At 62.9% G+C, this 12,858-nt stretch carries 13 protein-coding genes; all 13 read left to right on the top strand.

Annotated elements, in window-relative coordinates:
• The first annotated feature begins 862 nt into the window (after positions 1-862).
• The 13 genes from BN2476_RS35695 (at position 863) to BN2476_RS35755 (ending at position 12,850) form a co-directional block, all read left to right on the top strand.
• Positions 863-1,057 carry a Flp family type IVb pilin gene (locus BN2476_RS35695; protein ID WP_087738897.1) on the top strand — a complete coding sequence of 65 codons (195 nt, stop codon included), beginning with the start codon at positions 863-865 and terminating at the stop codon, positions 1,055-1,057.
• A 121-nt stretch (positions 1,058-1,178) separates the two neighbouring features.
• Positions 1,179-1,376, top strand: a complete 198-nt coding sequence (locus BN2476_RS35700) for a Flp family type IVb pilin (protein WP_087738898.1) — start codon at positions 1,179-1,181, stop codon at positions 1,374-1,376.
• A 163-nt stretch (positions 1,377-1,539) separates the two neighbouring features.
• Positions 1,540-2,070, top strand: a complete 531-nt coding sequence (locus BN2476_RS35705; RefSeq protein WP_087738899.1) for an A24 family peptidase — start codon at positions 1,540-1,542, stop codon at positions 2,068-2,070.
• 136 nt (positions 2,071-2,206) lie between these two features.
• The gene (locus BN2476_RS35710; RefSeq protein ID WP_087738900.1) at positions 2,207-3,637 is read left to right on the top strand and encodes a DUF8689 domain-containing protein; all 1,431 of its coding nucleotides are present in this window, start codon (positions 2,207-2,209) and stop codon (positions 3,635-3,637) included.
• 63 nt (positions 3,638-3,700) lie between these two features.
• Entirely contained in the window at positions 3,701-4,549 is an 849-nt protein-coding gene (gene cpaB, locus BN2476_RS35715; RefSeq protein WP_087738901.1) for a Flp pilus assembly protein CpaB, read from the top strand.
• 97 nt (positions 4,550-4,646) lie between these two features.
• Positions 4,647-6,599 carry a type II and III secretion system protein family protein gene (locus BN2476_RS35720; RefSeq protein WP_087738902.1) on the top strand — a complete coding sequence of 651 codons (1,953 nt, stop codon included), beginning with the start codon at positions 4,647-4,649 and terminating at the stop codon, positions 6,597-6,599.
• A gap of 21 nt (positions 6,600-6,620) precedes the next feature.
• Entirely contained in the window at positions 6,621-6,923 is a 303-nt protein-coding gene (locus BN2476_RS35725; RefSeq protein WP_087738903.1) for a hypothetical protein, read from the top strand.
• Positions 6,924-6,950: 27 nt separating this feature from the next.
• Positions 6,951-8,213: a TadE/TadG family type IV pilus assembly protein gene (locus tag BN2476_RS35730; protein ID WP_087738904.1), complete on the top strand. Its 1,263-nt coding sequence runs from the start codon at positions 6,951-6,953 to the stop codon at positions 8,211-8,213.
• A gap of 10 nt (positions 8,214-8,223) precedes the next feature.
• Positions 8,224-8,742, top strand: a complete 519-nt coding sequence (locus BN2476_RS35735; RefSeq protein WP_087738905.1) for a TadE/TadG family type IV pilus assembly protein — start codon at positions 8,224-8,226, stop codon at positions 8,740-8,742.
• Complete coding sequence (locus BN2476_RS35740) at positions 8,739-9,188, top strand: TadE/TadG family type IV pilus assembly protein (RefSeq protein WP_087738906.1); 450 nt, start codon at positions 8,739-8,741, stop codon at positions 9,186-9,188. Before BN2476_RS35735 ends, BN2476_RS35740 begins: the two co-directional genes overlap by 4 nt.
• A 27-nt stretch (positions 9,189-9,215) precedes the next feature.
• Complete coding sequence (locus tag BN2476_RS35745) at positions 9,216-10,397, top strand: CpaE/TadZ family protein (protein ID WP_087738907.1); 1,182 nt, start codon at positions 9,216-9,218, stop codon at positions 10,395-10,397.
• Between the two features lie 53 nt (positions 10,398-10,450).
• Positions 10,451-11,806 carry a TadA family conjugal transfer-associated ATPase gene (locus BN2476_RS35750; RefSeq protein ID WP_173819702.1) on the top strand — a complete coding sequence of 452 codons (1,356 nt, stop codon included), beginning with the start codon at positions 10,451-10,453 and terminating at the stop codon, positions 11,804-11,806.
• A 66-nt stretch (positions 11,807-11,872) separates the two neighbouring features.
• On the top strand, positions 11,873-12,850 hold the full coding sequence (locus BN2476_RS35755; protein WP_087738909.1) for a type II secretion system F family protein: 978 nt from the start codon (positions 11,873-11,875) through the stop codon (positions 12,848-12,850).
• Positions 12,851-12,858: the final 8 nt, after the last annotated feature.

A 12,858-nucleotide genomic window follows, 5' to 3' on the forward strand; every position in this document is an offset into this window, starting at 1 on the left:
TCAAAGAAGTACACATTCATCAGTGTAATTCCCAATATTCTCACCGAATAGAAGCATCTCACGACGATTTACTGGCAACAATTACCTAAAAATCAGAACTAATGCCGGTCCGGAGCGCCCGCTGAGAGCGAAATTCTCGTTTCACGGCTGTAACAATTTGTGACGTGAGCATTCTTCTCACGATCTTCTGCGAATGGGATTTTGTCGCAATCGATCTTCTTACCAATAGTTCGGCCGTGCGTTGCAAATGCTTGAATTGTCGGAGCGGCGAGCCATCACGTGCAATTCTCCCTGATGGTTTCCTCTGACTTTTTCTGTTCGCCTCCTCACATTAGTGCCTGCGTGAACTACGCACGCCCCGATTCTTCCAATTTTCACTTGTGAAACATTCGCCGTCACGGACGCATCAAGACATCGTTCTTTTTGCTAAATGAACCAATTGTGGCAAGCCTTTCGGCATGCATGGCACCGTTCTCGCTCTATGTGCCGCGACGGTGACGCGTATGTCTCAGCAGTTGCAGCGCGTCCCGGTTTCAGGCGCCACGGAACAGCTGACGGGGGGTTCGGTTCTGCGGCGTCGGAAAGCTTCGGCACTTGCCGGCCCTCACAGCGGGCGGTGGCGAGGTCAAGGGAACAACAACGACGAACCTGGAGCGTTGATGCAGTTCCCGAACAACTGGCGTTGGGGAGGGGGAGGGTCTGGAGTGCAGCAGAACAACGATGCGTTCCGGCACCGACCCGGTAGTCCAGGCCAACTTCCGGCTGTGCAGTCTGCAGCTTTTCACCAATGCTCGGTCCCGCAGCGGGCATGTTTGAGTACCTGAGTACCTGAGTACAAACCTTCAAACCAAGGAGCTTGAAAATGCAAAAAACTCTCGACCTCATCCGCGCCTTTGCCCGCGACGAAGATGGTGTGACGGCGATCGAATATGGTCTGCTGGCCGCGTTGATCGCGGTGATGGTTATCGGTGGCGCCACGGTGGCCGGTACTAGTCTGAACTCGATCTTCACCTACATCGGTACCGAGCTGAACACCGCAAACGGGAACAAGGGTTAAGCGACAACCGGCGTGAGCGGAGCTGCCGGTCCTTCGCTGGGCAGCTCCGCGACAGGCGACGCGAAGTGAGTTGAGGAACACGAAGAGTCCTGAAACAAACCTTCAAACCAGGGAGCTTGAGATGCAAAAAACTCTCAACCTCATCCGTGCCTTTGCCCGCGACGAAGATGGTGTGACGGCGATCGAATATGCTCTGCTGGCCGCGTTGATCTCGGTGATGGTTATCGGTGGCGCGACCACGGCCGGTACCAGCTTGAACACCATGTACGCGTACATCGCTAACAAGATATCCGACGTGGCGGCCGGCACGGGGGGGTAAGCGACAACCGGCGCGAGCGAAGCTCCCGGGCCTTCGCCGGGCAGTTCCGCGATGGACGACGCGAAATGAATTGAGGAACACACGGAGAGTCCTTGAAAAGCAGAACCGAAAAGGCGCATCGCGCGTCGGTCTGAATTTGCAGCAGCACAAACGGGGGAACGCCATGAACGCTTTCGAATTTCCGATCGGCATCTGTCTGCTGGTTTTGCTGGCGACGGCAGCAGGTACGGATCTGCATTCGCGCCGCATTCCCAACTGGCTGGTGTTGGCGGGGCTGACGCTGGCGCTTGCGGCGCAGTGGTGGCAACACGGTGCAGCTCAGGGGTACGCGTCCTGGGGGCTCGGTGTACTGACGGGCGGATGCCTGTTTCTCCCGCTTTATCTGCTGCGCGGCATGGGCGCAGGCGATGTGAAGCTGATGGCGATGGTCGGTGCGTTCGTCGGGCCGGAACTGGCGTTTGAGATCGTGCTGGTGACTTGCACGATCGGTGGCATCTGGGCGCTTGCAGTCGTCGTGTTCAAGCGTGCGTTGAAGTCGGCAGGGACCAACATGCTCGCGATCGTACTTTCGAAGGGCCATGTTGAAGCAGGAAAGGGCGCGGCATCGTCCGTCGGATCGCTGCCTTATGGCGTGGCCATTGCGATCGGGACGTTGAGCATCATGATCCTGCGCGCGGGACAGAGTATCGTCTGACGAGCACGAAACAGAAGATTTGCGAAGAAAGTTTCGCACATCAGATTCGCACTACGAAAAGAGCCAACGTCGAGTGGCGACACGAAGCAGGCAAGAGACCTTTCGCACAACGCGCAGGATCTATCGGGGATACAACGTGAAAGACGAAAAACAGACGGGGCCACAAGTATCGGCCGACGTGACGCGCCTGCATGATGCAAGCCGCTCACGCGCCGACGGGGATCATGCCGACGCGAGCCTGCTGGCGCGCGCGCCGCGAACCATCGCCGAGACGGGTCTCGACCAGAACCTGCTTCTTGAGCTCATCGCCAAGTCTGCATTCGTGATGGGCAAGGTGTCGCTGTCGCAGCTCGTGCAGCGGCTCAAGCTCGGCGCCAGTGTACTCGACAGCGTCGTATCGTTCGGCGTGCGGGAACGGATTCTCGAAATCGTCCGGCGTGGCGCAAGCGACCTCGACGTCGACATGCAGCTGACGGAAGGCGGGCGCCAGCGCGCGTCCGAGTTCATGAGCCGCTGCCGTTACGTCGGCCCGGCGCCCGTCTCGCTCGCGTCGTATGAGGCGATTCTGGAACGGCAATCGGTGCGCCGGATGCACGTCACATGCCATCAGGTGCGCGCGGCCTTCGCGGGCCTGGTCGTCAGGCAGACATTGCTCGACGACATCGGCGGCGCGGTCAACAGCGGCAAGCCGGTGATCTTCTTCGGCCCGCCGGGAAGCGGAAAAACTTCGTTAGCCGAACGACTGGGCAAGCTATTGCCGGGCCGCGTCGCCGTGCCCCATGCGATCGCGGTCGAGAACGAAATAATCCAGATTTTCGACCCGCTGATTCACGAGCCAGTCACTGGCGCCGCGCACGACCCGGCATCAGGCGCGCCCGCCGATGCGCGCTGGCAGCTTTGCCGCCGGCCGACGGTGGTGTCGGGCGGCGAACTGACGCTCGACATGCTCGAGCTGCGCTACGACGTAGCAAGCGGCTTCTACCAGGCGCCGCCGCATGTGAAGGCCAACGGCGGCCTGTACGTGGTCGACGACCTCGGCCGTCAGCGTGTCGAGCCGGCTGAACTGCTCAATCGCTGGATCGTGCCGTTCGACCGCGGCCGCGACATGCTGACCTTGCATACGGGCTTGCGCTTCTCGCTTCCGTTCGATGTCTGGGTGGCATTTTCAAGCAACTTCGCGCCGGGGGATCTGGGCGACGAGGCCTTCTTCCGGCGCCTCGGCTGCAAGCTGTACGTCGGCGCACTCGACGTCGCCGAGTACCGGGCCGTGTACGAGCGCCGCTGCGAAGAGCTGCGCGTGGGATCGGACGACGACGCCTTCGAATACCTCGTCCATCACCTGCACATGACGTCGGGCCGGCCGTTGCTCGCCTGCTATCCGGGCGACCTTCTGCGCATCGTGCTTGCGAACGCAAAGTATCTGGATCAGCCGCCCGTTGCGGATGCGCTGAATCTGCTGCGCGCTTGGAACAGCTATTTCGCGGTCGCCGGCGAGCACGACGCCCCGCCGCCGACGCAACAGCAGGGCGCCTCGGAGCGGGGCGCAAAAAAATCAGCGGCCGGTTAATGGACCGGTTAAACGGCCGCAAACCCTAACCAGGAAACAGGTCAGGAATCAGGGAGGTTCACCATGAAGAACGTACGCGCCCTAGTGATGTTGGTGATAGCTGCCGTGGCCGGACTCGGCGCCGTGGCAATGGCATCGCGCTGGCTGATGGACAGGTCGTCGGGCATGACGACGAAGGTCGCCGTCGCGGCCGTCGACATCAATCTCGGACAGCGGCTCAATCCGGAATTCATCAAGATGATCGACTGGCCGTCGGGCAGCGTGCCGCCCGGCGCGTTCAACGACGTGCAGAAGCTCGACGGACGCGTGATGAAGAACAGCGTGCTGCGCGGCGAGCCGATTCTCGACGGCAAGCTCTCGCCCGAAGGCACGCAGGGCGGTCTCTCGGCCGTTATCGCGGAAGGACGCCGCGCAATCACCGTGCGGGTGAACGACGTGATCGGCGTGGCGGGATTCGCGTTGCCCGGCAACTACGTCGACATCATCGTCAGCACGCAGCAGGACAAGGGCAACGACAAGGGTGCGAACAAGGACGAAAGCATCTCCAAGATCGTGCTCGAAAAGATCCTGGTGCTGGCCGTCGCGCAGGAAGTCGGGCGCGACGAGACCAAGCCGAAGGTCGTCAATGCCGTCACGCTCGAAGTCACGCCCGAACAGGCGGAGAAGCTCGATCTGGCGCGCAGCGTAGGCACGCTGTCGCTCGTGCTGCGCAACCAGGTCGACACCGTCACGCTGCCGACGGCGGGCGCAACGAAATTCACCTTGCTCGGTACGCAGGCGCCCGTGGCCGCCTCGGCGCCCGCTCCGGCGCCCGTGCGCCACGTGCGTGCGCACTATGCGCCGCGTGCCGCCGCGCCGCGCGACTGCGTCGGCGTTCTGTCAGGGGTGCTGGGCAGCGTCGAGTGTTTCTAGGCGGAACTGGACAGGACGTGAGCGAGCGCCCGACATCAGGCGCCGCAAGGACCACACGTCGCGATCGAAAGACATCGGGTAACGGGGGCATTGAAAAATGAAGACGAAACAGGGGGTTTCGGGCGGCTGTCAGATGCACGGCCGCTCACTGCGCAGCACGGCGCTCGTCGCGGCGCTTTGCTTTGGGCTCGTGGCAGCGCAGACCAGTGAGGCGCAGGAAGCGATCGAATACCCGACGCTTGCGAAGCGCGGTGCGAATCCGCCGCTGCCGTCCGCGCGCGGCGCAGCGCCGATGATGGTCGCGATGGCGCCGATGCAGGCACAGGCCGGCGCCGCTGCGATGAACGGGCCGATTCCGTTGCGCGGCCCGAGCTGCACGGGAGAAATCCGTGACGAAACCAGCGTCACCGTACCTGTCGGCAAATCGGTCCTCGTCCCGCTTGCCGAGCCTGCGCGCAATCGCACGCTCGGCAACCCCGTCGTCGTGCAGGCCGCGCTGGTGTCGCCTCGTACGCTTTACGTCGTCGGGATGACGGTCGGCACGACCAACATGATCGTGCAGGGCAAGAGCGGCGCGTGCCAGATGATCAACGTGATCGTCAATGTCGACGCCGAGGGGCTGCAGCGGGCACTCGGCCAGCTGATGCCGGAAGAGCGGGGCATCCGCGTATCGACGGCGGCCGGCAACCTGGTGCTGGCTGGCCGCGTGTCGAGTGCGCCCGCGGCGCAGCAGGCGATGAAGATCGCACAGGCCTTCGCGGACTCTCAACCCACGCAGCAACAGCAGTCCGCGTCGTCGAATTCCGGCAACGGGGCGACGAGCATGGGCCAGCAAAGCTCCAGCACCAGCAAGGCGACCGAAGTCATCAATATGATGTCCGTCGATTCGCCGCAGCAGGTGATGCTCGAAGTCAAGGTCGCGGAGGTGGCGAAGACGCTGATCAACCAGTTGGGCTCAGCCATCAACATCCAGGGTGGCTTCGGCTCGTGGACGGGGGCGCTGGTGAGCAACCTGCTGGCCGGCGTGACGAGCGCGCTCGCCGTCAGCAAGGCCAACAACCGTCCGTTCAATCTCGCCGTCGATGCGCAGAAGACTGACAATCTGGTCAAGATTCTTGCGGAACCGAACCTCGTCACGGTCAGCGGCCAGGAAGCGACGTTTCTCTCAGGCGGCAAGATCTTCATTCCCATTCCCCAGAGCAGCGGCAACGGCGTGTCGAGCATCACGCTGCAGGAAGAAGAGTTCGGTGTCGGGCTCAGGTTCACGCCCACCGTGCTGGCGGGCGGCCAGATCAACCTGAGGGTGGCGCCTGAAGTGTCCGAACTGTCGCCCACGGGTGTGACGGTCTCGGCGTCCGGCTCGGCGGGTATTTCCATCCTGCCGCTCATCAACACGCGCCGCGCATCGACGGTTGTCCAGATGCACGATGGCGAGTCGTTCGCGATCGGCGGCCTGTTGAGCAGCAACGTGACGGGCGCACTGAAAGCCGTTCCCGGACTCGGCGAAGTGCCCGTTCTCGGCGCGTTGCTTCGGAGCACAAACTTCCAGCAGGACCTGACGGAACTCGTGTTCATCATCACTCCGCACCTCGTGAAGCCGATGCAGACGGCGAACTATCCGCTGCCGACGGACAGCTTCTCACAGCCGAATGTCGCCGACGTCTATGCGACGGGCAACATGGAAGGCCGTCATGGCAGGACTTCCGTGGCGCCCGTGGGCACGCCGCCGGACACGCAGCCGATGCCTGGTCCTGCTCCGGCGCCCGCTCCCACGCCTCAGGCGCCCGCGGCACCTGCCACGATGGCCCTGCCACCGCACGACACGCAGGCAACGTCGGGCACGCCGGCACAGCCGTCCACGACGGGCACCGAGGGGCCGCCGGCCGATACGCGGACATCCGCACAGCCTGCTGCCCAGACCTCGATGAAGGACGGGAACACGGACGACAGGGCGGCGCGCATCGAAGCCACCGCCAGAAGAATCGCCGCGCGCGAAGGTCGACAGGATGTCGCGAATGCCGATGCGTCAAGCCATGCGCTGGGCCGCTGATCTGATGCCAAGGGGAATCTCATGAAACTCGAACTCATTGTCTTCGCGCGTCGCGCAGCGCTCGTCTTGCCCGCCTGTCTCGCGCTGAACGGATGCATGACCAGCACGCCGATCTGGGATGCGCATTTCGGCCAGGCGCTCAAAGCCGTCAAACAGGCGCAGATCATCGATCCGCACGCTGGCGAGCACGCGCCCGCCACGCAGAGCATCGACGGCGTGGCCGCCACTGCCGCAATGGACAACTATGACAGGAACTTCCGCAAACCCCCGCAGACGGCGAACCCGTACGTCATCGGCATTGGCAGCGGAAGCTCGGGGCAGTAGGAACGGAAACAGGCACGGGAGATCGTCATGCGTCGCGTTAATCAACCTCGTGGATATGGTGCCGCTCGTCGTGGCGAGCGCGGCGTCGTGGCGATCATTGTCGCGCTCACGCTCGCGGTGCTGATCGGCTTCGCCGGCATCGCACTCGATCTGGGCAAGCTGTATATCGCGAAGAGCGAACTGTCGAATGCCGCCGACGCGTGCGCGCTGGCGGCGGCACGCGATCTGACGCACGCGGTGTCGCTCGACGCGCCCGAGGCGGCGGGCATGACAGTGGGCGCGAGCAACCGCGTGCTGCTGCAAAGCGAGAACGTGGCGCTCTCGGTCAACAGCAACGTCACGTTCAGCAGGCAGTTCGCGGGACCGTACCAGACCAAGGACCAGTTCACGGCGGCGGACGTGCCGAACATCGGCTTTGTGCGTTGCACGGTGAGCCGCACGGGTATCGCCAACTGGTTCATGCAGGTGGTCAACGCGGCACTCGGCCAGTCGGCCGTCGCGGCAACGGCGGTTGCGTCGACCACGCAATCGCAGACGACGTGCGCGTTGCCCGTCGCCGTTTGCAAACCGGCAGCGGGCAGTCCCTACAACGTGGGTGACTGGATTCCCAGCAAGGTGGGCGGGGGCCAAAACGGCCAGATGTCGGGCAGTTTCATGTGGGTCGCGTACCCGGGCGCCGGCACCGTGCCCGACATGAAAGCCATGCTCACGGGTGCGGGACAATGCACGTTGCCGACGCTCGGCACCCAGGTCGGCAAGCCCGGTAACGTCCAGAGCATGGACGGCGCGTGGAACACCCGCTTCGGCATCTACCAGAATCCGTACAACGGTCCGCCGAACCCATCGGGCGTATCGGATTTTACCGGCTACTCCTACTGGCCGACTGACCCGGCGCTTCTCGGCACCATCATTCGAGGCAAGAACGTCTTCCCGGACTTCCGCGACAACCAGCGCGCGAATCACACGCCCTACCAGGGAGGCCTGACCGTGCAGGGAACGACTCAATCCCAGACCGATTACGCCAGTGGTGCAGACCGGAGGCTCGCCCTGGTGCCCATGGTCGACTGTGCCTCGCTAACGGGCGGCAGCCAGCAGGCGCCGATCCTGTCATGGTCCTGCATCCTGATGCTGCACCCGATGGAGAAGAACAACAACGGCACGATGAAGGGCTACCTCTACCTCGAATATCGCGGCGATGCGACCGATCCGGCCACGCCTTGCGCCACCCAGGGCATCCCGGGCAACACCACCGCCGGCATCGGGCCGATGGTGCCAGTGCTGGTTCAATAGGAGAACTGTCATGCGCTCGCACAGACAATCGATGCGCAGGATGCAGGGCGCCGTAGCCGTCGAGTTCGCGCTGCTCGCAGTCCCGCTGATCACGCTGCTGCTCGGCATCGCCGAGTTCGGCCACGCGTTCTATCAGTACAACACGGTCGTCAAGTCGGTGAGGGATGCGACGCGCCTCCTGTCGACCTTTGACCCGACCGACACCGCCGACTATCCGATCGATGACGCGCGTTGTCTCGTCGTCTACGGCAAAAGGAATTGCGTCCCACCGCCGGCCACTGGACCCGACCCCAATGGCACTCCATTGGTAGACGGGCTGCAGTTGAACATGGTCGTGGTGTGCGATCAGGTCAACACGACGGGCTGCAACGGGCAGTACAAGAACGTGCAAACCACGCCCGCTGCCGAGACGATCAACCTCGTGCAGGTCACGGTCACGGGCTACCCGTACTCGCAGATTACCGGGTACTTCCCCCTGCGCGGCTTGGTCTTCGGGGATATCAGCTGCGTGATGAGGCAGGTGCTATGAACAGAACCGCAATCCGCCGTCTGCCGGGCGCGCGGCGCCAAAGAGGTGTAGCGGCCATCGAGTTCGCTCTCGTCTCGACGCTCTTTTTCACGCTGCTAATCGGCGTGATGGAAATGGGGCGCGTGCTCTTCTACTGGAACACGGCAGCCGAAGCGACCAGGCTGGGCGCGCGCGTGGCCGTCGTCTGCGATGTCAACAGCAGCTCCGTGGTCAGAAACATGCAGCAGATGCTGCCGATCCTGCAGCCCGCCAACATCACGGTGACGTACACGCCGGCTGGATGCGATGCGACATCGTGCACGGCGGTGACGGTGGCCATTACGAACGTCACGGTCAATACCGTGGTGCCGTTCGTGCCGTTCGACGTGACGATGCCGCCGTTCTCGACGACCTTGCCGCGCGAAAGCCTCAACAGCGTGGGCGGCACCAATCCAACCTGCAGCTAGACCATCGCTCATGACAGGACGAATCAAATGATCGACATTCTCACGATTTCATCCGATCCGGCGCACGCCAACGCGATCGCGCGGATCGTCGAGGCGGGCGATTCCCACCATCGCGTCAGGGCCTCGACGGCAACCCTGCTCCATCTCTGCACGGATAAGGAAGCGCTCGATGGCGTCGACCTGCTGATATTCGACGGCGCGCAACTGACACAGCAGGACTTCGATGCGCTGCTGGCCATTGCAACCCGGCATGCCGAACTGACCTGCATGCTGCTGACGCCGTCGCCGTCCGCGGACCTGGTCATTCGCGCGATGCGCGCGGGCGTGCGGGATGTCCAGCAGTGGCCCGTCGATCCGAAAGATTTTCGGCATGCGGTCGAACGCATCGCCAGCAAGACGAACCGCACGCGGCGCGAGGGCCGGGTGATTTCATTCGTGTCGTGCAAGGGCGGAAGCGGCACGTCGTTTCTCGCGGCGAACCTCGCGTTTGCAGCATCGACGGCAGGCAAGCGCGCGCTGCTGATCGACCTGAACCAGCAGTTTGGCGAAGCGGCATTCCTCGTGTCCGAGATGACGCCGCCCGCCACGCTCGCTGATGTCAGCGCGCAAATCGAACGGCTCGATCCCGCATTCCTCGACGCATGCATGACGCACGTGTGCGACTCGTTCGACGTGCTCGCCGGTGCGCCCGACCCGGCACGCGCGAAGGAGATCAAGCCCGAGCATCTGCAGCGCATTCTGAATCTTGCGCGTCCTCAATACGACCTCGTCATCTTCGATGTCGGTCAGAACATCAGCAACGTGTCGATCGCCGTGCTGGACCAGAGCGAATGCATCTTCTCCGTGCTGCAACTGAGCCTGCCGTATCTGCGGGCAGGCCGCAGGCTGTTGGAAATTTTCCGTTCGCTCGGCTATCGCAGCGACAAGGTCCGCGTGCTGGTCAACCGCTATGAAAAGAAAGGGCCTGTGGGGTTGCCGGAACTCGAGAAAGCATTGGGCCTGCGCGTGACGAGCGTGATCCCCGAAGACGAAGCTGCCGTGTCGGCGTCGATCAACCAGGGCGTGCCGATCCTGCGTCTGGCCCGATCGAGCGGCGTCGCAAAAGGAATCAGCGAACTGGTGCGCAGTCTTTCGCCTCCGCCGGCCGATGCACGCAGCGGCAGCATCCTGCAGAAGTTCTTTGCGCGGCCGGCGTTGAGCAGGGCCTGAAGCGCGGGATAGGGCAAGCGAGAAATACAAGGAGAACCAGAATGGACAACGTAATGACACTGCGCGAGCAGTTTTTCCAGCAGCCCGATGCATCGGTGCGTGACCCGGGCCAGCATCGCACGACAATGGCGAAGAAGGCCTATCAGGAACTCAAGAGAAACGTCCATCAGGCGATTATCGACCGCGTCGAACTGGAAAAGTTGCAGCGTCTGTCGAACGAGCAGATCCAGCAAGAGCTCGCGCACCTCGTCGAGCGGATCATCGAAGAAGACAACGTCCCAATCAACGAGGTCGAGCGTCGGCATCTGGTGCGCGACGTGCGCGACGAGATGCTTGGCTTCGGGCCGCTCGAACCGTTGCTGGCCGATCCGACGGTTTCGGACATTCTGGTCAATACGCACAAGCATGTCTATGTCGAGCGGCGCGGCAAGCTCGAGCTGACGGACATCACGTTCTATGACGATGCGCACCTGATGAAAGTGATCGAGAAGATTGTGTCACGCGTCGGCCGGCGCATCGACGAGTCGAATCCGATGGTGGATGCCCGTCTTCCCGACGGCTCGCGGATGAACGCGATCATTCCGCCGTCCGCCATCGACGGGCCGCTGCTGTCGATTCGCCGTTTCTCCGTGAACCCGCTCACGACTAAAGACCTGATCGAGAAACAGAGCATGACGCCGCCGATGCTTCAGGTGCTCGAAGCGATGTCGGCCGCGAAGATGAACGTCCTGATCTCGGGCGGCACGGGCAGCGGCAAGACGACGCTGCTCAACGTGCTGTCGGGCTTCATTCCGGCCGACGAGCGGATCGTCACGATCGAAGACGCCGCCGAGCTTCAGTTGCGCCAGATGCACGTGCTGCGCCTCGAAACGCGGCCGCCCAACATCGAGGGGCGCGGCGAGATCACGCAGCGTTCGCTGGTGCGCAATGCGCTGCGGATGCGGCCGGACCGCATCATCCTCGGCGAAGTGCGCGGCGCGGAGGCGCTCGACATGCTGCAGGCGATGAACACGGGCCACGAAGGATCGCTTGCGACGTTGCACGCGAACACCCCGCGCGATGCGCTGACGCGGCTCGAAAACATGATCGGCATGGCGGGGCTGAACCTGCCGCCCAAATCCGCGCGCCATCAGATCAGTTCCGCGATCAGCGTGATCGTTCAGGTCGCGCGGTTGACGGATGGACGAAGGAAGATCACGAGCATTCAGGAAATCACCGGCATGGAAGGCGACATCATCAACATGCAGGAGGTTTTCACGTTCAAGCGCGAGGGCATCGACCGGGACGGAAAAGTGTGCGGGCATTTTTGCGCAACGGGCGTGCGGCCGAAATTCTCCGACCGCTTGCAGGCATTCGGCGTCGCCGTGCCCGATTCGCTGTACGACCCATCGAAGCACTACCCCGTATAAACCCCGCATGACGGGGAACCACCAAGGGGAGGCGGCCACGGCTGCGCCACTGCGAGGGATCTGGACATGAACTTTCAATTCTATGGATTCGTCATCCTGGTGTTCTTCTCGATCATCCTGCTGATCGAATCCGGCTACCTCTGGTGGCAAAGCCGGCACAGCAGCGAGGCGAAGCGCGTCGAAAACCGCATCCGCATGATGTCCGCGGGCGGCCACGGCAACGCTCAAACCGAGTCGATTCTCAAGCAGCGCGAGTTGAGCACCTCGGCGCTGATGACCCGGCTGCTGCTGAAGCTGCCGCGGGTTCATGCACTTGACGGCTGGCTGGTTCAGTCGGGCCTCGGCTGGTCGGTCGGCAAGTTCCTGATGCTGACGGTCTGCACGCCCATCGTGCTCGGGCTGATTGGCCAGCTGCTTCCCATTCCGGCGCCGGCTGTCGTCGCGCTCGCGCTGGTGGGGGCCCTGTATGCGCCGTTCAAGGTCAACCGTGCCATGAAGAAGCGCCTGAAGAAGCTCGAGGCGCAATTGCCGGAAGCCGCAGACATGATGAGCCGCTCGTTGCGCGCGGGCCATTCGTTTGCGACCGCGCTCGGGATCGTCGGCGACGAAATGCCGGAGCCGATCGGCGGCGAGTTTCGCGCGGCGTTCGACGAGATCAACTTCGGTATTCCGCTCAACGAAGCGCTGGGCGCGCTCGCGAACCGCATCCCGATCAGCGACCTGCGCTACTTCGTGATCGCCGTGCTGATCCAGCGGGAGAGCGGTGGCAATCTGGCTGAGATTCTCGGCAACATCAGCCAGCTGATCCGAAACCGGCTCGCGCTGCTTGGCAAGGTGAGGGCGCTCTCGGCGGAGGGGCGGCTGTCGGCCTGGATACTCGGCATCCTGCCTTTTGCGGTAGCACTGATCATCTCGCTGATCAACCCCGGGTTTTTGAACGTGCTGTGGACCGACACCGCAGGCCCCAAATTGGTCGGTGTTGCGCTCGTCTCGATGGTGTCTGGCGTGGTGTGGATGCGCAAGATCATCCGGATTCATGTGTGAATTTTTGA

It is taken from the genome of Paraburkholderia piptadeniae (genome assembly GCF_900007165.1).
Lineage (GTDB): Bacteria > Pseudomonadota > Gammaproteobacteria > Burkholderiales > Burkholderiaceae > Paraburkholderia > Paraburkholderia piptadeniae.